17 protein-coding genes are annotated in these 23,469 nt (G+C 65.4%); 13 read left to right on the top strand and 4 right to left on the bottom strand.

All coding sequences use genetic code 11. The annotated features are described in order from the left end of the window. Positions 1–30: 30 nt before the first annotated feature. Genes AC1MEM_RS09810 through edd form a run of 3 tightly spaced genes read right to left on the bottom strand, consistent with a single transcriptional unit; the run spans position 31 to position 2,926 of the window. On the bottom strand, positions 31–324 hold the full coding sequence (locus AC1MEM_RS09810; protein WP_499476926.1) for a hypothetical protein: 294 nt from the start codon (positions 322–324) through the stop codon (positions 31–33). Positions 325–371: 47 nt separating this feature from the next. Then, positions 372–998, bottom strand: coding sequence for a bifunctional 4-hydroxy-2-oxoglutarate aldolase/2-dehydro-3-deoxy-phosphogluconate aldolase (gene eda, locus AC1MEM_RS09805; protein ID WP_499477620.1), 627 nt, complete (start codon positions 996–998; stop codon positions 372–374). A gap of 8 nt (positions 999–1,006) precedes the next feature. Next, positions 1,007–2,926 carry a phosphogluconate dehydratase gene (gene edd / locus AC1MEM_RS09800; protein WP_499476924.1) on the bottom strand — a complete coding sequence of 640 codons (1,920 nt, stop codon included), beginning with the start codon at positions 2,924–2,926 and terminating at the stop codon, positions 1,007–1,009. A gap of 310 nt (positions 2,927–3,236) precedes the next feature. Between edd and pgi the strand changes: the two genes are divergently transcribed. From pgi to tal, 9 genes are all read left to right on the top strand, one after another. Beyond that, positions 3,237–4,880, top strand: a complete 1,644-nt coding sequence (gene pgi, locus AC1MEM_RS09795) for a glucose-6-phosphate isomerase (RefSeq protein WP_499476923.1) — start codon at positions 3,237–3,239, stop codon at positions 4,878–4,880. Positions 4,881–4,900: 20 nt separating this feature from the next. Continuing rightward, complete coding sequence (locus AC1MEM_RS09790; RefSeq protein ID WP_499476921.1) at positions 4,901–5,797, top strand: SMP-30/gluconolactonase/LRE family protein; 897 nt, start codon at positions 4,901–4,903, stop codon at positions 5,795–5,797. Between the two features lie 322 nt (positions 5,798–6,119). Beyond that, positions 6,120–7,595 (top strand): glucose-6-phosphate dehydrogenase, encoded by a 1,476-nt coding sequence (gene zwf / locus AC1MEM_RS09785; protein WP_499476920.1) that lies wholly within the window; start codon positions 6,120–6,122, stop codon positions 7,593–7,595. A gap of 4 nt (positions 7,596–7,599) precedes the next feature. Continuing rightward, positions 7,600–8,454: an SIS domain-containing protein gene (locus AC1MEM_RS09780; RefSeq protein ID WP_499476919.1), complete on the top strand. Its 855-nt coding sequence runs from the start codon at positions 7,600–7,602 to the stop codon at positions 8,452–8,454. Positions 8,455–8,709: 255 nt separating this feature from the next. After that, positions 8,710–10,893, top strand: coding sequence for a hybrid sensor histidine kinase/response regulator (locus AC1MEM_RS09775; RefSeq protein ID WP_499476917.1), 2,184 nt, complete (start codon positions 8,710–8,712; stop codon positions 10,891–10,893). Then, complete coding sequence (locus tag AC1MEM_RS09770) at positions 10,890–11,300, top strand: ASCH domain-containing protein (protein ID WP_499476916.1); 411 nt, start codon at positions 10,890–10,892, stop codon at positions 11,298–11,300. Before AC1MEM_RS09775 ends, AC1MEM_RS09770 begins: the two co-directional genes overlap by 4 nt. Continuing rightward, positions 11,297–11,626: a low molecular weight protein tyrosine phosphatase family protein gene (locus AC1MEM_RS09765; protein WP_499476914.1), complete on the top strand. Its 330-nt coding sequence runs from the start codon at positions 11,297–11,299 to the stop codon at positions 11,624–11,626. The genes AC1MEM_RS09770 and AC1MEM_RS09765 overlap by 4 nt, the downstream gene beginning before the upstream one ends. Before the next feature lie 98 nt (positions 11,627–11,724). Next, positions 11,725–12,222 (top strand): GAF domain-containing protein, encoded by a 498-nt coding sequence (locus AC1MEM_RS09760; protein WP_499476912.1) that lies wholly within the window; start codon positions 11,725–11,727, stop codon positions 12,220–12,222. A gap of 138 nt (positions 12,223–12,360) precedes the next feature. Then, positions 12,361–13,290 carry a transaldolase gene (gene tal, locus AC1MEM_RS09755; protein ID WP_499476910.1) on the top strand — a complete coding sequence of 310 codons (930 nt, stop codon included), beginning with the start codon at positions 12,361–12,363 and terminating at the stop codon, positions 13,288–13,290. Between the two features lie 254 nt (positions 13,291–13,544). Here the strand turns inward: tal and AC1MEM_RS09750 are convergent, their stop codons facing one another. Next, entirely contained in the window at positions 13,545–14,063 is a 519-nt protein-coding gene (locus tag AC1MEM_RS09750; protein WP_499476908.1) for a TetR family transcriptional regulator, read from the bottom strand. Between the two features lie 253 nt (positions 14,064–14,316). On the opposite strand from AC1MEM_RS09750, the gene AC1MEM_RS09745 reads away from it, so the two are divergent. The 4 genes from AC1MEM_RS09745 to AC1MEM_RS09730 all read left to right on the top strand — a co-directional run bounded on the left by AC1MEM_RS09745 (position 14,317) and on the right by AC1MEM_RS09730 (position 23,468). Next, entirely contained in the window at positions 14,317–15,555 is a 1,239-nt protein-coding gene (locus tag AC1MEM_RS09745; protein ID WP_499476906.1) for an efflux RND transporter periplasmic adaptor subunit, read from the top strand. Positions 15,556–15,584: 29 nt separating this feature from the next. Beyond that, positions 15,585–18,746 carry an efflux RND transporter permease subunit gene (locus AC1MEM_RS09740; RefSeq protein ID WP_499476904.1) on the top strand — a complete coding sequence of 1,054 codons (3,162 nt, stop codon included), beginning with the start codon at positions 15,585–15,587 and terminating at the stop codon, positions 18,744–18,746. Continuing rightward, the gene (locus tag AC1MEM_RS09735; protein WP_499476902.1) at positions 18,747–20,192 is read left to right on the top strand and encodes an efflux transporter outer membrane subunit; all 1,446 of its coding nucleotides are present in this window, start codon (positions 18,747–18,749) and stop codon (positions 20,190–20,192) included. A 477-nt stretch (positions 20,193–20,669) separates the two neighbouring features. Further along, positions 20,670–23,468, top strand: a complete 2,799-nt coding sequence (locus tag AC1MEM_RS09730) for a TonB-dependent receptor (RefSeq protein WP_499476900.1) — start codon at positions 20,670–20,672, stop codon at positions 23,466–23,468. Position 23,469: the final 1 nt, after the last annotated feature.

The raw sequence follows: 23,469 nt of genomic DNA, 5'->3' as shown, positions 1-23,469 counted from the left end.
CATGCTACCGACGCTCAGTGCATGGCGATGTTACTCACAGGACAAGCAAGAAGTGCGGCTGGACGCAGCGTCGGTTCGTTTCGGTCGCAAGCACTTGGAGAGTCGGTGTGCAGACTGCCATGCGAGCACCATCCCGTACATGAACCAGTGCTGGCCGGTGATACTGGCCGCGGCGTAGTCGTCGAGGAAGCAGGAATGGTGAAAATAGATGCTGCCGTTCGGCGTCATCGCGCAGTTCTGGGGCTGCAGGTACGGCAGGTAGCGCCGGCTGTAGACGCGCACGCGGGTGGTGTCAATGGCGTCCCCGAACAGCAGGGACACCATTGCGATCTCCCCCGTGCTCAAAGGACGCCAGCGGCGTGCCATGCAGCTTATTTGCGCAGCGCCGCCGCGGCTTTGGCCAGCTCGGTGATGCGGCCCCAGTCGCCGGCCGCAATCGCATCCTTTGGCGTCAGCCAGGAGCCGCCGACGCAGGCCACGTTCTTGCAGGCCAGGAACGCGGGTGCGGTATCGATCGAGATGCCGCCGGTCGGGCAGAAGGTCACGTCCGGCAGCGGGCCGCCGATCGCGTTGAGCATGCCGACGCCGCCCGCCGGCACGGCCGGGAACAGCTTCAGCTCGCGGAAACCGGCTTCGCGCGCGGCCATCACTTCGGACGGGGTCATCACGCCCGGCAGCAGCGGCAGGCCGCTCTTTTTCGCCGCTTCGATCAGGGCGTTCGTCAGGCCCGGCGAGACGCCGAACACGGCGCCGGCGTCGCGCGCGGCGGCGAATTCCTCGCCTTGCGTCAGGGTGCCGACGCCGACGATGGCGCCTTCGACCTGGGCCATGTCGCGGATCGCCTGCAGGCCGTGGGCGGTGCGCAGCGTCACCTCGAGCACGCGGATGCCGCCGGCAACCAGGGCTTTCGCGAGCGGCACGGCGTGCGCCGGGTCGTCGATGGCGATCACGGGAATCACGCTCGCCGAGCGCATGATGTCAAGTACGGTCATGGTCATGGTCATAGTCACTTCGGGGTTTTGAACAGGAAGTCTTCGTCGGAGCCGGGCATGATTTCGCCGCTGTCGGCGCCTTCATGCAAGGGTACGGTGGTGTGGCGTGGCGATGGCAGCGGGAAGGTGGCCGCGCCCTCTTCCGCCGCGCTGCTGTGGTGGCGGAACATGCCGAACAGGTCGCGGCCCATGCCGATGTGGCTGGCCGAGATGTCGGCCGTGACCTGCTTGCGCGCCTCCCACACCTCGGCCGGCACGAGTGCCTCCAGGGTGCCGGTGGCGGCGCAGACGCGGATGATGTCGCCGTCGCGTATGCGGCCCAGCGGGCCGCCGGCAAGGATCTCCGGCGAGACGTGGATCGCTGCCGGCACCTTGCCCGATGCGCCCGACATGCGGCCATCGGTGACCATCGCCACGCGGTAGCCGGCGTCCTGCAGGTTCGACAGCGAGGGCGTCAGCGCGTGCAGTTCCGGCATGCCGTTCGCGCGCGGGCCCTGGAAGCGGATCACGGCGACGAAATCGCGGTTCAGGTGGCCGGCTTTATAGGCGTGCATGAAGTCTTCCTGCGAGTTGAACGTCAACGCCGGCGCCTCGACGGTCTGGTGTTCGATCTTGACGGCCGAGACCTTCATCACCGCGCGGCCGAGGTTACCCTTGACCAGCACCATGCCGCCGTTGGCGTTGAACGGATTCGAGGCCGGGCGCAGCACCGACTCGTCGCCGGACTGCTGCGGCACGTCCCTGAACACGGCGCGGCCGGTCTCGTCCAGGAAGGGCTCCTTGCAATGCTTGCGCAGGCCGTGGCCGAGGATGGTGTTGACGTCTTCGTGCGCGAGACCGGCATCGAGCAGTTCGCGGATGACGAAACCCGGGCCGCCGGCGGCCTGGAAGTGGTTCACGTCGGCCTCGCCGTTCGGGTAGATGCGGGTCAGCAGCGGCACGACTTTCGACAGCTCGTCGAAGTCGTTCCAGTCGATGACGATACCGGCCGCGCGCGCAATGGCGACCAGGTGCAGCGTGTGGTTGGTCGAGCCGCCGGTCGCGTGCAGCGCGGCGATGGCGTTGACGATGCTTTTCTCGTCGACGACGTGCCCGACCGGCATGTAGTGGCCGCCCTGCTGGGAGATCGCGACCGCCTGGTGCGAGGACTCGCGCGTCAGCGCATCGCGCAGCGGGGTGCCCGGGGTGATGAACGCGGCGCCCGGCAGGTGCAGGCCCATCATCTCCATCAGCATCTGGTTGCTGTTGGCGGTGCCGTAGAAGGTGCAGGTGCCGGCGCTGTGGTAGGACTGCGATTCGCATTCGAGCAGTTCCTCGCGGGTCGCCTTGCCCTGCGCGTAGAGCTGGCGCACGCGCGCCTTTTCCTTGTTCGACAGGCCGGTGGTCATCGGGCCGCCCGGCACGAACACGGCCGGGATGTGGCCGAAGTGCAGCGCGCCGATCAGCAGGCCCGGCACGATCTTGTCGCAGATGCCCAGGTACAGCGCGGCGTCGAACATGTTGTGCGAGAGCGCCACGGCAGTGGACATGGCGATGGTGTCGCGCGAGAACAGCGACAGTTCCATGCCCGGCTGGCCCTGGGTGACGCCGTCGCACATGGCCGGCACGCCGCCCGCGAACTGGGCCACGGCGCCGATCTCGCGCACCGCGTCCTTGATCACTTTCGGGAAGTATTCGAAGGGGTGGTGGGCCGACAGCATGTCGTTGTAGGACGAGACGATCGCCACGGATGGCTTCTTCTGCTCGCGCAGCCTGAGTTTGTCGTTCTCGGGGAAGGCGGCGAAACCGTGGGCCAGGTTGGTGCAGGCCAGCGCGCCGCGTTGTACGCCCTGGATGCGCGCCGCCTCGAGGTGCGCGAGATAGGCCGCGCGCGAGACGCGGCTGCGCTCGATGATCCGGTTCGTTACCTGTTCAACTACGGGGTGCAGCGCCATAATCGTTCCTTCGAAATTGGGTTCTGAAATTTTACTACAAAACGGGAATGGGGTTTGGCGCGTGCTCGCTTTTCGATGTGCGGCGGTGCGTCACGCGTGGGCATGCCCACCCTACGTGGCACGACCTGCCGGGAAGCACATTATTTTCGTGGACCGCTGCGCACCGCAGGGTGGGCATGCCACGCGTTTCAGCGGTCGATCATCGTCGACGTAACGCGACGATCCGCGGCGCACGCCTCAACCTGTAGTGAATTTACTTCCCATTCCTGTATCATTCGATAATCTGTTTAAAACAACATCGCCCGCTCACATGACCGCCATTCCACTGACCAGCACGACCAGCTTCCAGGCCCTCGCAACCCACGCCGCACTGGCGGAAGACTGGGAGATGCGGCACCTGTTCGCAGCCGACCCGCAGCGTTTCGAGCGCATGTCGATCGAGGCCGCCGGCCTGTTTCTAGACTATTCAAAAAACCGCCTTGACGGGCGCACGCTTGAACTGCTGGCGGCCCTTGCCCGCGAGCGCGGCGTGGAAGCCCGGCGCGACGCCATGTTCGCCGGCGAAAAGATCAACAACACGGAGAATCGCGCCGTCCTGCACACCGCCCTGCGCGCCCCGCGCGATGCGGCGCTCACGGTCGACGGCCAGGACGTCCCGGCCGACGTCCATGCCGTGCTGGCGCGCGTAAAAACCTTCACCGAAGCCGTGCGCAGCGGCGACTGGCTCGGCCATACCGGCAAACCGATCACCGACATCGTCAACATCGGCATCGGCGGCTCCGACCTCGGCCCGAAAATGGTGTGCCTGGCGCTGCGCCAGTACAGCCATCCGAGCCTCACCCTGCACTTCGTCTCCAACGTCGACGGCCACGACATGGACGCCGCGCTGGAAAAGGTGAACCCCGAAACCACGCTGTTCATCGTCGCGTCCAAAACCTTCACCACGGCCGAGACCATGATGAACGCGCAGACCGCGCGCCTGTGGTTCCTGGCGCATGCACCCGAGAACGCGCTGGCCAAACACTTTGTGGCGGTGTCGACCAACGTCGAGGCCATCAAAACCTTCGGCATCGACCCCGCCAACATGTTCCCGTTCTGGGACTGGGTCGGCGGGCGTTATTCGGTGTGGTCGGCGATCGGCCTGCCGGTGGCCCTGGCCGTCGGCTTCGGCTATTTCTCGGACTTCCTGGCCGGTGCCCACGCGATGGACCAGCACTTCCGCAGCGCGCCCGTCGAAGAAAACATGCCGATGCTGCTGGCCCTGGTCGGCTTCTGGAACCGCCAGTTCCTCGGCTGCACCTCGGTGTCGATCGCACCCTACCACCAGGACCTGAACCGCTTCCCGGCCTACCTGCAGCAGCTCGACATGGAGAGCAACGGCAAGCGCGTCACGCGTGACGGGCTACCCGTCGACACGCCAACCTGCCCTGCGATCTGGGGCGAGCCGGGCACCAACGGCCAGCACGCCTATTTCCAGCTGCTGCACCAGGGCACGGACGTGACGCCGATCGATTTCATCGCCGCGCTGCGTCCGGCGCACGAGCTGCAGAACCACCACACGGCCCTGCTGGCGAACTGTTTCGCGCAATCGGAAGCCTTCATGAAGGGCAAGACGATCGACGAAGTACGCACCGATTTGCAGGGGCAAGGCCTGTCGCCGAGCGAGATCGAACGCCTGGCGCCCCATAAAACCTTCCCCGGCAACCGGCCGAGCAACACGATCCTGATGGAATACCTGACGCCCGCCACGCTGGGCGCCCTGATCGCGCTGTACGAACACAAGACCTTCGTGCAGGGCGTGCTGTGGGACCTGAACAGTTTCGACCAGTGGGGCGTCGAGCTGGGCAAGGTACTGGCCAGGCAGGTCGAGGCGGAACTCAAGGGCGAGCCGCGGCCTGATGCGCACGACAGTTCGACCAATGGCCTGATCGCCAGAGCGAAGGCCGCCGTCTAATGAACAACAGCGGCGACACCATGAAAACCTTCAAGATCGACGTCGTCCACAACGACGCAATGCAAGTCGGCGAATGCCCGCTGTGGCATGACGTGGAATCGGCCCTGTACTGGGTCGACATCAACGGCTTGACCGTGAACCGCGTGCACCCGGCCAGCGGCAAATTCTCGTCCTGGAAGATGGCCTCGGAGCCCTCGGCGATTGCGGCCGACGGCGACAACAACCTGGTGGTCGCCACCCGTCTCGGCTTCGTACGCCTGAACACGACGACCGGCGAGATCGCCGACATCTGCCCTGCGCCCTACGACACGGCGATTACCCGCTTCAACGATGGCCGCGTCGACCCGGCCGGGCGCTTCTGGGTCGGCACCATGTACGAGCCGCGCGACAAGCCGGCCGCCGAAATGTACGTACTCGAGCGCGACACATTGCGCCTTGCGTGGTCGGGCAACATGACCAACTCGAATGGGCTCGCCTGGACGCCGGACGGGCGCACCATGTTCCACGCCGATACCACCAGCCACCGGATCGATTGCTACGATTTCGATCCCGCGACCGGCACCCATGCGAACGGGCGCACCTTGTACACCTTCTCGCTCGACAAGAGCGCGGCGGATTATGGCGGGCGTCCGGACGGCGCGGCGGTCGATGCCGAGGGCAATTACTGGGTCGCGATGTTCGAGGGCGGGCGCCTGTTGAAACTGTCGCCGACGGGCGAACTGCTGCGCGAGATCGCGCTGCCGGTGCGCTGCCCGACGGCGGTGGCCTTTGGCGGGTCCGACCTGCATACCTTGTACATCACCAGCGCCAGCCATGGACGCTCGGCTGCGGAGATCGAGCAGTATCCGCTGACGGGCAAGGTGCTGTGCATGCGCGTTGACGTGGCCGGGCAGGTGCAGCCGGAATATCGGCGCTGATGCAGGGTGGGCGCCCCGTGCCCACCGGAACGTCGCACGGTGTTAACCTTGTTTGAATGTTGCGGTCCGCTTTGACGCGACCTGTCTCGATGCATGCTCTTTGGCCCGAACGGAGTGAACGTGGCGCACGCTTCCCGGTGGGCACGGGGCGCCCACCCTACGTCCCGTCGGCAAGCATAAGGGGAACGCCCCGTCCGTGCCGCTTATGGCACCATCAATCCCGCCCTGATTCACAAACGTAGTAGAGTTTCTTGCCAAGCGCATATTCATGTAGTAAATTTACATGATCAGCTTTCCCCACCCTTTGCGACCGAATACCACTATGGCTCTTTCCGATTTCGACCTCGTTCTCTTTGGCGGCAGCGGCGACCTTGCGATGCGCAAGCTCCTGCCTGCGATGTATGCGCGCGACGTCTGCAGCGACCTGCCGGCCAGCGCCCGCATCATTTGCGTCGGCCGCGACCAGAGCACGCAGGACGAATTCCTGCGCTTCGTCGACACCCATTCGAAGCAGCACATCAAGGACCAGGACAGCGTCGACGAAGGCAAGTGGCGCAATTTCCTCGGGCGCATCACCTACATTGCGCTGGACGCGACCGATGTCGACACCTACGGCCCGCTGGTCGAGGTGCTGCGCAAGGACGATGCGATCACCCGCGTCTACTACCTCGCCACCCCGCCTCAGATCTTCGCGCAGATCTGCGACAACCTGGCTGCGACCGGCCTGGCGACCCCAAGTTCGCGCGTGGTGCTGGAAAAACCGCTCGGGCGCGACCTGGCCTCGGCCAAGCAGATCAACCTCGATGTCGGCAAGGTCTTCGCCGAATCGCAGATCTACCGGATCGACCACTACCTCGGCAAGGAAACCGTGCAGAACCTGCTGGCGCTGCGCTTCGGGAACGTGCTGTTCGAGCCGCTCTGGCGCCGCGAGTGGATTTCGGACGTGCAGATCACGATCGCCGAGAAGATCGGCGTCGGCAACCGCCTCGGCTACTACGACAACTCGGGCGCGCTGCGCGACATGCTGCAGAACCACCTGCTGCAGCTGCTGTGCATCGTGGCGATGGAGCCGCCGACCTCGATCGCGCCCGACGCCGTGCGCGACGCCAAGCTGCAGGTGCTGCGCTCTCTGAAGCGGTTTACGCCGACCACGCTGTCGCAAAACATCGTGCGCGGCCAGTACCGCGGCGGTTTCGTCGACGGCCAGGCCGTGCCGAGCTACCGCGACGAGCCGGAAGCACCAAAACAATCGAAGACCGAAACCTTCGTCGCCATGAAGGCCGAGATCGACACCTGGCGCTGGGCCGGCGTACCCTTCTACCTGCGTACCGGCAAACGCATGGCGGATCGTTTGGCCGAGATCGTGGTGCGCTTCAAGCAGATCCCGCATTCGATCTTCAACCAGCCGACGTCGAGCTTCCAGCCGAACAGCCTGGTGATCCGCCTGCAGCCGGACGAAGGGCTATCCCTGAACCTGATGGCGAAAACGCCAGGCGATTCCATGCGCCTGAAGCAGGCCGAACTCGAACTCGATTTCCGCGAGCAGTTCAAGGCGCCGCGCATGGAAGCCTACGAGCGCCTGCTGCTCGACGTGCTGCGCGGCCAGCTGACCCTGTTCATGCGCGGCGACGAGCTGGAAGCGGCCTGGGAATGGGTCGAGCCGATCCTCGACCATTGGGAGCAGGACGACACGGCGCCGGTGCCTTACGCATCCGGCACCTGGGGTCCCGCCTCGTCGTCCGCCCTGATCGGCCGCGACGGCCTGCAGTGGCGCGAAGAAGCATTACCGGAAGATTAAGCCCATGTTGCTCGACTCGATCCGCACCCAGCTCGATTCGCTCTCGAAGTCCGAGCGCAAGGTCGCGCTGGCCGTGCTGGAAGCGCCCGCCGCCACGGTCAGCCAGAACATCACGGCCCTGGCGAAAAACGCGCAGGTGTCCGAGCCGACCGTCGTGCGCTTTTGCCGCACGCTCGGCTACGACGGCTGGCATGAGTTCAAGCTGAAACTCGCGCAAGGCCTGGCACTGGCGCTGCCCAGCACGAACGAGCAGCCGGCCCAGGACGACCTCGCGGCGGACCTGGTGAATAAAATTTGCAGCCGCTCGATCAACACCCTGCTCGACCTGCGCAACAATTTGAATGCCGAGTCGGTGCAGAAGGCGCTCGACATCCTGTCGCGCGCGAACAAGATCGAGTTTTATGGCCAGGGCACGTCCGGCATCGTGGCCGCCGACGCCCAGCACAAATTCTTCCGCTCGGGCGTGCCGACGGTCGCCTACGCCGACCCGGCGATCCACTCGATCGCGGCCGCCCTGCTGCGCGAAGGCGATGCGGTGGTGGCGATCTCGCAGCGCGGGAACAATCCGCAGCTGGTGCGCTCCGCGAAACTGGCGCGCCGCGGCGGCGCCGACGTGATCGTGCTGGCGCCCTCGGGCACGCCGCTGGCCGACATGGCGAGCGTGCTCATTCCCATCGACCTGGTGTTCAACATCGACCCCTACACGCCGATCTCGGCGCGCCTGGCCTATCTCGTCGTGATCGACGTGCTGGCCGTCGGCCTGGCGCTGCAGCGCGGGCCGGAGTTCCGCAAGAAGATGCAGAACGCGCAGAAGGCGCTCGAGGAATTCGATATGCAGTTCGATTCGTTTATCGGCTGACGAGGGCGGGTTCCGTAGGGTGGGCCGGGCCGCGATCGGACCCTGTGCCCACGCGGAACGCGACCGTCATGTTGGCCGCATGAGAACGTTGTGATCCCTCCGATGACACCGTATCTGCATGAATAGATCGCTGCAAAAACGCAGCAAACATGACACGACAGTCCGCGTGGGCACGGGGCGCCCACCCTACGCTTGCATAGTCGAAATTACGTCCCCGTTTAACCGTATAATGCCTTTTTACCAAAAAGCCATGCCATGCGGTCGCCTCCAGGTTTCACCCTCTCCTTGCGTCGGCTGCTCATCCTGCTCAGCGGGATCGGCCTGCTGCCGCTGGCCTTATTGGGCCTGTGGTCGCTGCACACGGCCAGCCAGTACCAGCAACGCGACCAGCAGCGTGCCATGCTCGACCAGGCGCGCGCCCTGTCGAGCGCGGTCGATGCGGAACTCGACGGTTCGATCGCCACGCTGGCCAGCCTGGCCCGCGCCCCGGCGATGGGTGCCGGCAATCTGCACGCCTTTTACGACATCGCACGCAGCGAGGTGGCGTCCCAGCCGGAATGGCTGGCGATCATCCTCACCGATGCCAAGGGCAACGTCCTGTTTCGCACCAACGATGCCTTCGGCACGCCAGCTGGACCCATCAACGATCCGGACAGCCTGCAGCAGTTGCTGGCCGTGCAAAGGCCGCTGGTCGGGCGTGTCACGCGCGGGCCGCGCGGGCATGCGGCCTTCCCGGTGCGGGTGGCGATCCGCGACGAAGCGGGCCGCCTGTATGCGCTGACCGCCGTCATCAAGCCCGACCGCATCCTGCGCGTGCTCAAACGCCAGCGCGTGCCGGCCGACTCGGTCATCTCCATCATCGACGCCTTCGGGTCGATCGTGGCCCGTTCGCGCGACCAGGAACAGTCCGTCGCCAGGTCGCCCACGCCTTCGGCCTTGCGGCTGATGCAGGGCACGCCGCCCGAAGGTGTGGGCGCAACGACCACGCTGGAAGGCGACAAGGTCGCCACGGCGTTCACCCGCGTGTCGCGCTACGGCTGGACCGTCGCCGTCGGCGTGCCGCAGCCGCCCATCGGCGCGGCTTCCCTGAAAGGCATCGCCTTGTATGCCTGGGGCCTGGCCGCTTCGCTGCTGGCCTGCATTGGCCTGGCCTCGCTGCTGTCAAACCGGATCGCGCGCAGCTTCACCAGTTTGCAGCGCGGCGCCGCGGCCCTCGGCGCCGGCCAGGAAGTCGCCATTCCGCCGTCGCGCATCCGCGAACTGGCGCTGATGGGTCAAGGGCTGGAAATGGCGGCGCGCCAGCACGCGGCCCATGAGCAGGAACGTTCGCGCCTGCTCGCCTCGCTCGAGGAAGCGCTGGCCGCGAGCCGCGACGCCAGCCGCGTGAAGGACGAGTTCCTCGCCGTGCTCGGCCACGAGCTGCGCAATCCGTTGAGTCCGATCGTCGCTTCGCTCGACCTGATGGACCTGCGCGCCGACGGCGCCAGCCTGCGCGAACGCACCATCATGCGGCGCCAGGTGAACCACCTCAAGCGCCTGGTGGACGATTTGCTCGACGTGTCACGGATCACCTCGGGCAAGATGCAGCTCGAGCTGCGCACCCTGAACCTGGCCGAGCTGGTACGCCATGCGGTCACCAGCCGTCCCGGCGCGCCGGTCGCGGTGGCGGCGCCCGATGCGGTCTGGGTCGTGGGCGACGAGAGCCGGTTGGTGCAGGTGCTGAGCAACCTGCTGTCGAACGCCGAGCGTTTCGGCGATGGCAATACCAGCGTCGCGCTCACGGCCGACGCCCACCACGCCCGGCTGGAGGTGAGCGACAAGGGCATCGGCATGGATCCGGAACTGCTGGCGCGCGTGTTCGAGCCGTTTTACCAGGCGCCGCAGCAGGTCGCGCGCATCACCGGCGGCCTGGGACTGGGCCTGGCGATCGTGCGCAAGATCGTCGAACTACACGGCGGGCGGGTGTACGCCCACAGCGACGGGCCGGGCACCGGCAGCCGCTTCATCGTCGAGCTGCCGCTGGCCGCCGCACAGGCACCGGCGCCCGAGGCGCAACCGGACCTGCGGGCTGTTGCCAGGCAGGTGCTGGTGGTGGACGACAACGTCGACGCGGCCGCGACGACGGCACTGGTGCTGCAGCAGTTCGGCCACGCCGTGCACGTCGCCCACAGCGCCGCCGCCGCGCTCGACGCCGTCGCGCGCTACCGGCCGGCGGTGGCGATCCTCGACATCGGCTTGCCCGACATGGACGGCTATGCGCTGGCGGCGGCGATCCGGCGCACGGGCGCGGCGCCGCGGCTGGTGGCGCTCACCGGTTACGGCCAGAAGGCCGATGTCGAGCGCGCCGCCCTCGCCGGCTTCGACCTGCATCTCACCAAGCCGGCCTCGCTCGACGACCTGGCGCACGCCGTCTCCAGCAGCGCGCAGGTGACGGCATGACGCAGCGAAAAAAACTCACCTTCTGGGGTGCGGACGAGAACGACGACAGTCTCGTGCGCGACGTGATCGCGGGCCGCAAGACGGTCACTGCCGACACGGTCGAGGACTATCACAAGGGTTACGGCGAACTGGGAGACGGCGGCTATGTCGCGGGCGATCTCATCGACGTGTTCGACCTGAAGGGACGGCTGCGCTGCACGATTCGGGCGGCGAAGGTCGAGGTGATCCGCTTCGGCGAGATTCCGGAAGCCGTGTGGCGCGGCGAGACGTTTGCGAGCGCGGAGGAATTCCGTGAAGTGCACGTGCGCTGCCTGCCGCATCTCGACCTGCACGATGGGTTCGAATTCGTGGCGCTGCATTTTGAGCTGCTCTGCGTGGCAACCAGACTTGCCGAAAACAGCCAATGATGCGCGCCCTCTTCCTGTGTACCCACAACCGCCTGCGCAGCCCGACGGCGGAGCACGTCTTTTCGACCTGGCCCGGCGTCGAGACCGATTCCGCGGGCCTGGGCGCCGACGCCGACATCCCGGTCTCGCCCGAGCAGCTGCAGTGGGCCGACATTATCTTCGTCATGGAAAAGACGCACCGAAGCAAGTTGTCGGCCAAATTCCGGCGCCACCTGAACGGCAAGCGCATCGTCTGCCTCGACATTCCCGACAACTATGCGTATCTGCAGCCGGAACTGATCCAGTTACTCGAGGCGAAGGCCGGACGCTTTCTGGGGCGGCCATGAATCCACACGAAGCAGTTGTCCGGTGAAGCGCAGCACTGCGCAGGATCGGCCGTGCTGGCTGTAAAATAGCGGTTTTCGTCCAGCCTCATCCCAGCGCCATGCACATCAATCCAGAACGCAGCACCCGTCCCGATTACGACCTGCTGGTGCGCCAGGTGGCCAGCGTCCTCGAAGGGGAACGCGACCTCACCGCCAACGCATCGCAGTTTTCCGCGCTCGTGTACGACACCCTCGCCGACCTGAACTGGGCCGGCTTTTACCTGGCCGTGCCGTCGAAAAAGGGAGAAGGCCAGGATTTGCTGGTCGGTCCCTTCCAGGGCAAGCCGGCCTGCGCGCGGATTCCGTTTGGGCGCGGCGTGTGCGGTACCACCGCGGTCGAGCGCAAGACGATCGTGGTGCCGGATGTGCATGCGTTTCCGGGGCATATTGCTTGCGATTCGGCGTCGGCGTCGGAGATCGTGCTGCCGGTGATGAAGGATGGCACGCTGGTTGGCGTGTTCGATATCGACAGTCCTGTACTGGACCGGTTCTCGGAAGAGGATCGGGTCGGGCTCGAGGCGATGGTGGCGGCGTTTATCGAAGCGACCGATTGCTGATCGCCTGCGTTTCGACGCGAATCCCGGCAAACAGTGATCATCGTTCCGCGTGGGCACGGAGTGCCCACCCTACGAAAATCGACGGACGACGCTGGCGTACATAGAATATTTTGCAATATTACAATTTAGGCAAATTATATGAATCAACTTGAACAACTGAAGCAATATACGACGGTCGTTGCCGATACCGGCGATTTTCAATCCATCAAAGCCTATGCGCCGCAGGATGCAACGACCAATCCGTCGCTGATCCTGAAAGCGGTGCAGAAGCCGGAATACCTGCCGCTGCTGCAGAAGGCCGTGGCGGAATCGAACGGCGGCTCGACCGAGGAAATCGTCGATCGCCTTCTGATCGCGTTCGGCGTCGAGATCCTGAAATTCGTGCCGGGCCGCGTGTCGACCGAGATCGATGCCGCCCTCTCCTTCGATACCGAAGCGACCGTCGCCAAGGGCCGCGAACTGATCGCGCTGTATGAGGCGGCCGGCGTGTCGCGCGAGCGCGTGCTGATCAAGATCGCGTCGACCTGGGAAGGCATTCGCGCCGCGGAGATCCTGGAACAAGAAGGCATCCACTGCAACCTGACCCTGCTGTTCTCGCTGTGCCAGGCAGTCGCCTGCGCCGAAGCGGGCGTGCAACTGATTTCGCCCTTCGTCGGCCGTATTTACGACTGGTACAAGAAGTCGAGCGGCCTTGAATACACGGGTGCGGACGATCCGGGCGTGCAGTCGGTCAAGCGCATCTATCAGTACTACCGCAGCTTCGGCTACAAGACCGAAGTCATGGGCGCGAGCTTCCGGAACACCTCGCAGATCCTGGAACTGGCGGGCTGCGATTTGCTGACCATCTCGCCGGACCTGCTGCAGAAGCTGGCCGACAGCGATGCGCCGGTCGAGCGCAAGCTGACTGACGATGCGGATGCGTCGATCGAAAAGATCGCGGTCGATGAGAAGAGCTTCCGCTTCATGCTCAATGAAGATGCGATGGGGACCGAGAAGCTGGCGGAGGGGATTCGCGCCTTCGTGGCCGACTCGAAGAAGCTCAAGAAGATGATTGAAGAGATGCGTTGATGTCGCGTTGTTGGTGACATCATGATCGGAACGCCGGCGGGATGCCGGCGTTTTTTTTCGTCCGCCAAATCAGTGTTTGCGGGCGGAGCGGGGCCGGGGCGCGCGCGTGCCATGTGCGAAGGCCGTACCGCGTGGGCATGCCCACCCTACGTTACGCTAGTGCCAACGTTCCAGAAACGTAGGGTGGACCGGGCGGCGAACCGCTCCCGAGTCCACGCGGTACACCCGTGCCGCCGACGCGCATCATGCCGAAGTCAGCGCGGACGAATTCCCTCGAGCATGGTCCCGATCACCTGGTCCCCAACCTTGACCAGGCCGAAGGAGCCGGGTTCGAACATCCAGTTGCGGATCAGGCCATCCATCGTGGCCCAGAGGCCGACCGCCAGCACCTGCGGCTGCACGTCCTGGCGGACCTGGCCCGTGGCCTGGCCGAGCTTGATGCGCTCGATGACTTGGGCCATCCACTCCTGCTGGCTCTGGCGGCGGCGCACGCGCACGGCGTCCATCTCGCTGACGAATTCGACCTTCAGCGAGGCGATCTCGAACACGCGGCGCGCCTGCGGGTTGGTCTCCGTGACCCGGAAAATCTCGACGATGAAGCTGCGCAGCTCGTCCAGCACATTGGCTGCCTCGGCCTTGCCCAGCACGTTCAGGGCGCACTCGAATGGCAGCGTCGCCCGCTCCATCATGGCGTTGAACAGCGCGCCCTTGTCATCGAAATGCCAATAAATCGCACCGCGCGTCACACCGGCGGCCGTTGCGATATGCTGCAAGGTCGTTCGCGAGACTCCTTGCTCAACAAATAATTTCTCCGCAGCATCCAAGATGCTGTCGCGCGTGGCCGCTGCTTCTTCTTTTGTCCTGCGGGCCATCTTCTCTCCGTTTTTGGTTGGTCCTGCACGTTAAACATACACTCGTGATAGTATATATAAAATTCATTAAAAGCCAGTGATGCAACCGTGCACGGGACCTACGAGGTACCGAGGGCGGTTGCGTCTTTTCCAAAAAACCAGAAGGAAGCACGTAATGCGCTCTGCCCACTCCTCTCCCCTCTCGGCGTCCTTGTCCCTCAGCCGGATTGCCGCCTGCACGTTGATGGCCGTGACCCTGCTGTCGGCCTGCGGCAAGAAAGACGCCGCCCAGGCCGGCCCTGGCGCCGGCGGCAAGATGCCGCCGCCTGAAGTCGGCGTCATCACCACCACGACCCAGCCGGTCGCCCTGCAAACCGAACTGCCGGCCCGCGCCGAGCCGGTGCGCGTGGCGCAAGTGCGCGCCCGCGTCAACGGCGTCGTGTTGAAGCGCCTGTTTACCGAGGGCAGCGTGGTCAAGGAAGGCCAGTCGCTCTACCAGATCGATCCGGAGCCCTACCAGGCGCAGGTCGCCAGCGCCCAGGCCGCCCTCGGCCGCGCACAGGCGAATGCGACCCAGGCCAAGGCGACGGCCGAGCGCTACAAGCCGCTGGTCGAAGCGAACGCCATCAGCAAACAGGAGTACACGAACGCCGTCGCCGCCCAGAAGCAGGGTGAAGCCGACGTGGCCGCCGCCCGTGCCCAGTTGAAGATCAACCAGATCAGCGCCGGCTACGCCAACGTGACGGCCCCGATTTCGGGCCGCATCGGCCGTGCCCTGGTCACCGAAGGCGCGCTGGTGTCGGCCGCCGAGGCGACCCAGCTGGCCCTCATCCAGCAGACCGACAAGATGTTCCTGAACATTACCCAGTCCGCCACCGACCTGCAACGCCTGCGCAAGCAGTCGGGCGGCCAGGCCGGCAGCGTGCCGGTCACCGTCATGCTCGACGACGGCACCGAACTGCCGACCAAGGGACGCCTGCTGTTCTCGGACGTGACCGTCGACCCGACCTCGGGCCAGGTCACCCTGCGCGCCGAAGTGGCGAACAAGGACAACGCCCTGCTGCCGGGCCAGTACGTGCGCGTGCGCCTGTCGCAGGCCTCGCTGCCGAACGGCATCCTGGTACCGCAGCAAGCCGTCACCCGCGGCGGCGCCCAGGGCGATACGCTCACCGTCATCGGCCCCGACAACAAGCCGGCCCCGCGCCCGGTGAAGATCGGCTCGCAGCAAGGCTCGAACTGGGTCGTGCTGGAAGGCCTGAAGGCTGGCGAGCGCGTCATGGTCGACGGCTTCCAGAAGATCCAGATGATGCCGCCGGGTACCCCGGTGAAGGCCGTGCCATGGACCGCGCCGCACGCCGAGGGCGCAGCCCCGGCCGCTGCAGCTCCGGCCGGCGCCACCACTGCCGCCCGCTAAGCCGCAACGCATAGAAACAGGACTTTCCAATGGCACGCTTTTTTATTGACCGCCCTATTTTCGCCTGGGTGATCGCACTGTTCATCATGGTGATGGGCGGGGTTGCGATCACCCAGCTGCCGATCGCGCAGTATCCGAACGTGGCTCCGCCGTCGATCGTGATCAACGCCGCCTACCCGGGCGCATCGGCACAGACGCTGGAAGACTCGGTCATTTCCGTCATCGAACGCGAAATGAACGGCTCTCCCGGCCTGATCTACATGGAGTCGACCAGCCAGGCCAACGGCACCGGCTCGATCACGCTGACCTTCGAGACCGGCACCAATCCGGAACTCGCCCAGGTCGACGTCCAGAACCGCCTGTCGAGGGCAAGCCCGCGCCTGCCGGCAGCGGTGAACCAGCAGGGTGTGCGCGTGGACAAGGTCCGCGCCAACTTCCTGCTGTTCACCATCTTGTCGTCGGACGACCCGAAATGGGACCCGATCGCGCTGGGCGACTACGCCTCGCGCACGGTGCTGCCTGAAATCCAGCGTATCAAAGGCGTCGGTACCGCCCAGCTGTTCGGTACCGAGCGTGCGATGCGCGTCTGGATCGACCCGGCCAAGCTGGTGGGCTTCAACCTGTCGCCGGCCGACGTCAACAGCGCGATCGCCACCCAGAATGCGCAAGTCGCGTCGGGCACCATCGGCGACCTGCCGGTGGCCGCCGGCCAGGAAATCACCGCGACCGTCGTCGTCACCGGCCAGCTCAGCACCGTCGAACAGTTCGGCAACATCGTCCTGCGCGCCAATCCTGACGGCTCGACCGTGCGCCTGCGCGACGTCGCCCGCATCGAACTCGGCGCCCAGGCATACTCGCCATCGGCACGCCTGAACGGCAAGCCTGCGACCGGTATCGGTGTCCAGCTGTCGCCAACCGGTAACGCGCTGGAAACGGCCAGGCTGGTGCGCGCACGCATGCAGCAACTGTCGAAATTCTTCCCGGCCGGCGTGAAATACACCGTCCCGTTCGACAGCTCGAAATTCATCGACATCTCGATCGAGCAGGTGGTGCACACCCTGATCGAAGCGATCCTGCTGGTGTTCGTCGTGATGTACATCTTCCTGCAGAACTTCCGCTACACGATCATCCCGACGATCGTGGTGCCGGTGGCCCTGCTCGGTTCGCTCGCGACGCTGCTCGCCCTGGGCTTCTCGATCAACGTGCTGACCATGTTCGGCATGGTGCTCGTCATCGGTATCGTCGTCGACGATGCGATCGTGGTCGTCGAGAACGTCGAACGCATCATGAGCGAGGAAGGCCTGTCGCCGCTGCTCGCCACCCGCAAGGCCATGGGCCAGATCTCGGGCGCCATCATCGGCGTGACCGTGGTCCTGATGTCGGTGTTCGTGCCGCTGGCCTTCTTCGCCGGCGCAGTCGGCAACATCTACCGCCAGTTCTCGGCCGTGATGGTGTCCTCGATCGCCTTCTCGGCCTTCATGGCGCTGTCGCTCACCCCTGCCCTGTGCGCGCACTTGCTGAAACCGGTCGAAGCGGGTCACCACCACGAGAAGAAAGGCTTCTTCGGCTGGTTCAACCGCCGCTTCGCCCGCACCGCCAAGAGCTACGAAGGCTTCGTGGGCGGCCTGCTGCGCCGCAGCGGCCGCGCGCTGGTCGTCTTCGTGCTGCTGATCGGCGTGGTCGCCCTGCTGTTCACGCGCATGCCGAACTCCTTCCTGCCGAACGAAGACCAGGGTTATATCGTCGCCAACATCCAGCTGCCGCCGGGCGCGACGCTGGAACGTACCAACCAGGTCATGCGCAACGCCGAAAACTTCATCATGAAGCAGCCGGAAGTGGCGAACATGGTCAGCGTGCTGGGCTTCTCGTTCTCGGGCCAGGGCCAGAACATGGCGCTTGCCTTCATCCCGCTGAAAGACTGGGATGAGCGCAAGGGCGAGAACTCGGCCGCGGGCTCGCTCGCGGGCCGCATTACCGGCGCCATGATGGGTTCGCAGCGCGACGCCTTCATCTTCGCCCTCTCCCCGCCACCGATCCCGGAACTGGGCCGCGGCACCGGCTTCTCGTTCCGCCTGCAGGACCGTGGCGGCAATGGCCACGCCGCCCTGCTGGCCGCGCGTAACCAGCTGCTCGGCATGGCATCGCAGAGCAAGATCCTGGCCGGCGTGCGTCCGGAAGGCCTGGAAGACGCGCCGCAAGTGATGCTCGACATCGACCGCGACAAGGCGCAAGCCCTGGGCGTGAGCTTTGGCGCGATCAACACCGCGATCTCGACCTCGCTGGGTTCGGCCTATGTGAACGACTTCCCGAACGCCGGCCGCCTGCAGCGCGTGGTGGTGCAGGCCGATGCGAAGGACCGCATGCAGCCGGACGACCTGCTGCGCCTGAACGCCATGAATGCGCAGGGCAAACCTGTACCGCTGTCGGCCTTTGCCACCACCAAGTGGGTGACGGGTCCGATGCAGACGATCCGCTACAACGGCTATCCGAGCATGAGCATTTCGGGCGACGCAGCGCCGGGTCAATCGACCGGCGCCGCGCTCGACGAAATGGAAGCGCTGGCGGCCAAACTGCCGGCGGGCTTCGCCTTCGAATGGACCGGCCAGTCGCGCGAAGAGCGCCTGTCGGGTTCGACGATCGGCATCCTGATCGGCTTCTCGCTGCTGGCGGTGTTCCTGGCCCTGGCCGCGCTGTATGAAAGCTGGTCGATCCCGGTGTCGGTGCTGATGGTCGTGCCGCTCGGCGTCCTTGGCGCACTGGCCGCGGCGATGCTGCGCGGTTACCCGAACGACGTGTACTTCAAGATCGGCCTGATTACCATCATCGGCCTGGGCGCGAAGAATGCGGTGCTGATCATCGAGTTCGCGAAAGACCTGCAGGCGCAAGGCCGCACGGCGGTCGAAGCGGCGATCGAGGCGGCCCACCTGCGCTTCCGTCCGATCATCATGACTTCGCTGGCCTTCATCCTCGGCGTGCTGCCGCTGGTGATCGCGGGCGGCGCCGGTTCGGCATCGCAGCGCGCCATCGGTACCGGCGTGATGGGCGGCATGATTACCGCCACCACCCTGGGCGTGGTCTTCGTGCCGGTGTTCTTCGTCGTCGTGCGCAAGCTGTTCAAGGGCAGCGAGCGCCAGCGCAAGAAGTACGCCCACGAGGAAGACACCAGCCCGGCTATTGAGGAAAAAATCTAAATGAAGACACTGGAAAAAGCGCTCAAATTACTCGTTACCCCGCTTGCCCTGTCGATGGCGCTGGCCGGTTGCATGTCGCTGGCGCCGAAGTACGAGCGCCCGGCGGCGCCCGTGGCCCCGGCCTTCCCTGAACTGCCGAAGGCCGGCGGCACGACGCTGCCGACGGCGACGTCCGAAGCACCGGCCAGCCTGGAATGGCAGCGCTTCTTCGCCGACGCGCGCCTGCGCCAGCTGATCGCGCTCTCGCTGGAAAACAACCGCGACCTGCGCGTGGCGGTCCTGAACATCGAGCAGGCCCGTGCCCAGTACCGCATCAGCCGCGCCGACCGCGTGCCGACCGTGTCGGCTGTCGTCAGCGGCAGCCGCCAGACGACCGGCAATGACGAGCCGATCTCGAGCATCTACCAGGCCGGTTTCGGCGTCTCGGCCTTCGAGCTCGATTTGTTCGGCCGCGTGCGCAACCTGTCGCAGGTCGCGCTGTCGCAATTCCTCGCCACCGAGGAAGCGCGCAAGACGACGCAGATCAGCCTGATCGCCTCGGTCGCCAACACCTACTTGACGATGCTGGCCGACGACGAACTGCTGGCCATCACCCAGCAGACGGTGAAAACGCGTGAAGAGTCGGACCGCCTGACGCGCCTGCGTTTCGAAAACGGCGTGGTGTCGAAGCTGGAACTCCAGCAGTCAAGCTCGCTCGTCGAAACCGCGCGCGCCACGCTGGCCCAGCTGCAGCGCCAGCGCGCGCAGGATGCGAATTTGCTGACCCTGCTGGTGGGCGAGCCGATTCCGGAAAACCTGCCCGCCGGCGCCACGCTCGCCACGACCGAACTGCCCGACCTGCCGGCCGGCATGCCGTCCGATTTGCTGGTCGCCCGCCCGGACATCCGCGCGGCCGAGCAGCAGCTGATCGCGGCGAACGCCAACATCGGCGCGGCGCGCGCAAATTACTTCCCGCGCATCTCGCTGACCGGTTCGGTGGGCAGCGCCAGCACGGAGTTGTCCGGCCTGTTCAAGAGCGGTTCCTTCGGCTGGACCTTCGCGCCGCAAGCCGTGCTGCCGATCTTCGACCTGGGCCGGATCGGCGCCGGCGTCGACGCGGCCAGGGCTGGCCGCGACATCGCGGTCGCCCAGTACGAACGCTCGATCCAGACCGCGTTCCGCGAAGTGGCGGATGCGCTGGCCGGCCAGGCGACCTTCAGCGAGCAGCTGCGCGCCCAGCGCGCGGTGGCGCTCGCCGAGCAGGACCGCTACAACCTGTCCGACCTGCGCTACAAGAGCGGTGCGGCCAGCTACCTCGATTTGCTCGACGCCCAGCGTTCGCTGTTCCAGGCCCAGCAGGCCGCGGTGCAGGCCAACCTGGCGCGGCTGCAGAACCAGGTGACGCTGTACCGTGTGCTGGGTGGTGGGTGGAGTCAGCCGGCATCGCCGGCACAGGCTGCGCGCTGATTTTTCGCGCTGTGCTGTACAAAAAACCGGGGCCATGTGTCCCGGTTTTTTTATGGGCGGGCGAGCCAGGTGGGCGAAGACGATCGGTAGGCGTCGGGACGTGGGGCTGTTGCCTGTTCTGTTAATGGTGTGTTGAATCCGCGTGGGCATGCCCACCCTACGGAATCCGCAAACGGCGAGATCACACGAAATCCGGATACGCAGCGTGTCCCGTAGGGTGGGCATGCCCACGCGGATCATGCGCGCCACGGACGTCACACGCAACAGCGCCACAAACCGGGCCAGCCGCCCCGGTTTTTTTACGCCCGATCCGCCTGGCTGCAGCTCCGGTTCAACTCATCCCGGGACCGGCCACCCTTCCCTTTCCTGTCGCTTTCTTTCGTTATTCCTAAGTTTCGAAAGTTTTCGAAAGCTCCTTGCCATTTCGAAACCGTTCTATTAATATTTCGAAACAATTACATCTACAGGAGATAAGCCATGCGCACCAGATTCGAAAAGGGATTCCGCCTCAGCCTTCTCGCGGCGGCGGTCGAGATGGCGCTGTGCGGTTCGGCGCTGGCGCAAGTGCAGCCGCCGGCCCCAGCCGACGCCGCCCCCGCCGGGACCGCGTCCCCGCCCGCGGAGCCGGCGGTCGTCGTCGTCAGCGGCGCACGCGCGGCGCTCGCCAAATCCCTCGATCTGAAGCGCAACGGCAGTGTCATCCAGGATTCGATCTCGGCGACCGAGCTCGGCCGCTTCCCGGACGACAACGTGGCCGATTCGCTGACCCATATCTCCGGCGTCTCGGTAGCGCGCACCAAGGGCGGCGAAGGCCAGTACATCAATGTGCGTGGCCTCGGCTCGGGCTATAACATCGTCACCCTGAACAAACGCATCCTGGCGACCGACGGCGACGGCCGCGATTTCGCCTTCGACGTCCTGCCGTCCGAGGTCATCAGCGGCGCCGACGTCATGAAGTCGCCTGAAGCCGCGCAGATGGAAGGCAGTATCGGCGGCTCGGTCAACCTGCGTTCGGCGCGTCCTTTCGATGCGCCGGGCTATCACGCCTCGGTGCGCGTGGAAGGCGACCATAACGACCTCTCGCGCAAGAACGGCGCCAAGCTGTCGGGCGTGGTCAGCAATACCTTCAACAACAACACCATGGGCGTCCTCCTCGGCGCGGTGCTGTCGAACCGCAACGTGCGGACCGACTCGCTCGGCTACCACACCTTCAACCCGGATGCGCCAGGCAGCTTCGACATCGACGGCAACGGCGCGATCTCGCCGGCCGAGAGCAAGCTGCTCGGTTCCTGCTGCATTTCCTTTGGATCGGTATTCGAAAAGAAGAAGCGCGCGGCCCTGTCCGGCGCCTTCGAATGGAAGGTCACCCCGCAGTTCCGCATGACGATCGACGCGCTGGCGACCCGGCTCGATTCGCCGCAGGTCGGCTACCAGCAGTCGTATTACGTCGAGCATGCGCCGGACCGCTGGTCCGACGTGGTCGCAAAGAATGGCCTGATCACGAGCATGACCGTGCACGACCTGGTTCCGGAAATGTCGAACGTCACCGTCGACCGCGTAGTCGACACCACGCAGGTCGGCTGGAAAGGCGAATGGAAACCGATCGCCGGCCTGAAGCTGATCGGCGACGTCTACCGCTCGACCTCCAAGCGCAAGTCGGGCGGCAAGGACAACTTCGTCGTGGCTGGTATCGCCGGCAATAACACGGGCTATTTCCGCGCGAACGAGAACGCGTTCCCGGATATCAGCGTGACGCTCGAAGACGGCCGCGACCTCGCCACCGAACTGGCGGCCGGACGCCTCGGGAACAAGGACTATGGCGTGCACTTCACCGGGCTGACCGGCACCGATATCAAGGACACGGTCGACGGCGCCTCGCTCGAAGGCCGCCTGAACCTGGATGGCCGCTGGAACCTGAGCGCCTTTTCGTTCGGCCTGAACGGAACCTCGCGCTCCAAGACCCGCAACGCGATCGGCAACGAGAAGAGCGGCGGCGCCTGCCAGTATTGCGACATGTACAGCACCACCTTCGCCAGCCTGGGCGCGGACGTGGTGCGGCCGATGAACCTGCCGAACTACATGCGCGGCGCGGGCGGCGCCTTCCCGACCAGCTTCATCGCCTTCGACGTGCCGGCCTACTTCGATGCGCTCAAGAAGCTCGACGGCAAGCCGGTCCTCGACGGCGAGGGCAACCCGACCGGCGCCGTGTACGATTCGCGCCTGTCGCAGCCGGTGTTCGTGCCGACCGACTCCTACGACGTGTCCGAGAAGACCGCGTCCCTGTATGGACAGCTCGAGTTCTCGGGCGATAACTGGAACGCCAACGTCGGCGCGCGCCTGGTGCACACCCGCACCACCTCGAAGAGCGCCATCGACCGCATCGTGGCCATCGACGACCCGACCCCGAACATCCCGACCAGCAGCCCGAACATCACCTACAGCCCGGCCACGCCGGTGTCGGAAGAAGGCTCGTATACCAAGCTGCTGCCATCCGCCAACCTCGCGTACTGGCTGCAGAGCGACCTGGTGGTGCGCGCGGCGCTGGCCAAGGTGATGGCCCGTCCGTCGCTCGACAAGCTGGCGCCGACCCGCACCGACAATACGCTCGACCGCACCTACCTGCTCAATATCGTGGGCGATCCGAAGCTCAAGCCGACCGAGGCGGTGCAGCAGGACCTGTCGGTGGAATGGTATTACCGGCCGAAATCGGCGGTCAGCGCGGCGCTGTTCGCCAAGCAGATCAAGCATTTCGTCACCTACCAGACCGACGAACACGTAGACATCGGCGTGCCGGGCTACCTGTACACCGTGACCCACCCGGTCAACGGCGATACCGCGAACGTGCGCGGCGTCGAACTGGCGGCGCAGCACCTGTTCGACAACGGCTTCGGCATCAACGCCAAGATCGCCAGGACCTGGACCCGCGCGTTCTCGAACGGCCAGTACGTGGGCCAGCTCGAAGGCGTGGCGCCGACCGCGTCCTCGCTCGGCCTGCTGTACGAGAAGAACGGCCTCAACGCCTCGATCTCGTTCGACTACACGGGCAAGTACACCCAGAGCACCAACGCCGTCGCCGGCCTGCCGAACAAGGTCGATGCGATCACCTGGGTCACGGCATCGGCCTCGTACGACATCAACAAGAACGTCACCCTCTTCGTCGAAGCGAAGAACCTGACCGACGAAGTGATGCGCTCGAACCTCGGCCGCAGCGATGCCATCTACGGCTTCGAAGCCTGGGGCCGCACCTATGCCGCCGGCATGAGCGTCAAGTTCTGAG

The sequence above is a fragment of the Telluria sp. AIW5 genome, assembly GCF_056680575.1.
The sequence above is the reverse complement of the archived record's forward strand: the minus strand, read 5'-3'. Positions and strand labels throughout refer to the sequence as shown.

Excerpts from the sequence above, each read along its gene's own strand:
- AC1MEM_RS09810 (WP_499476926.1), bottom strand. The coding sequence starts at position 324 with ATGGTGTCCCTGCTGTTCGGGGACGCCATTGACACCACCCGCGTGCGC.
- eda (WP_499477620.1), bottom strand. The coding sequence starts at position 998 with ATGACCATGACCGTACTTGACATCATGCGCTCGGCGAGCGTGATTCCC.
- edd (WP_499476924.1), bottom strand. The coding sequence starts at position 2,926 with ATGGCGCTGCACCCCGTAGTTGAACAGGTAACGAACCGGATCATCGAG.
- pgi (WP_499476923.1), top strand. The coding sequence starts at position 3,237 with ATGACCGCCATTCCACTGACCAGCACGACCAGCTTCCAGGCCCTCGCA.
- AC1MEM_RS09790 (WP_499476921.1), top strand. The coding sequence starts at position 4,901 with ATGAAAACCTTCAAGATCGACGTCGTCCACAACGACGCAATGCAAGTC.
- zwf (WP_499476920.1), top strand. The coding sequence starts at position 6,120 with ATGGCTCTTTCCGATTTCGACCTCGTTCTCTTTGGCGGCAGCGGCGAC.
- AC1MEM_RS09780 (WP_499476919.1), top strand. The coding sequence starts at position 7,600 with ATGTTGCTCGACTCGATCCGCACCCAGCTCGATTCGCTCTCGAAGTCC.
- AC1MEM_RS09775 (WP_499476917.1), top strand. The coding sequence starts at position 8,710 with ATGCGGTCGCCTCCAGGTTTCACCCTCTCCTTGCGTCGGCTGCTCATC.
- AC1MEM_RS09770 (WP_499476916.1), top strand. The coding sequence starts at position 10,890 with ATGACGCAGCGAAAAAAACTCACCTTCTGGGGTGCGGACGAGAACGAC.
- AC1MEM_RS09765 (WP_499476914.1), top strand. The coding sequence starts at position 11,297 with ATGATGCGCGCCCTCTTCCTGTGTACCCACAACCGCCTGCGCAGCCCG.
- AC1MEM_RS09760 (WP_499476912.1), top strand. The coding sequence starts at position 11,725 with ATGCACATCAATCCAGAACGCAGCACCCGTCCCGATTACGACCTGCTG.
- tal (WP_499476910.1), top strand. The coding sequence starts at position 12,361 with ATGAATCAACTTGAACAACTGAAGCAATATACGACGGTCGTTGCCGAT.
- AC1MEM_RS09745 (WP_499476906.1), top strand. The coding sequence starts at position 14,317 with ATGCGCTCTGCCCACTCCTCTCCCCTCTCGGCGTCCTTGTCCCTCAGC.
- AC1MEM_RS09740 (WP_499476904.1), top strand. The coding sequence starts at position 15,585 with ATGGCACGCTTTTTTATTGACCGCCCTATTTTCGCCTGGGTGATCGCA.
- AC1MEM_RS09735 (WP_499476902.1), top strand. The coding sequence starts at position 18,747 with ATGAAGACACTGGAAAAAGCGCTCAAATTACTCGTTACCCCGCTTGCC.
- AC1MEM_RS09730 (WP_499476900.1), top strand. The coding sequence starts at position 20,670 with ATGCGCACCAGATTCGAAAAGGGATTCCGCCTCAGCCTTCTCGCGGCG.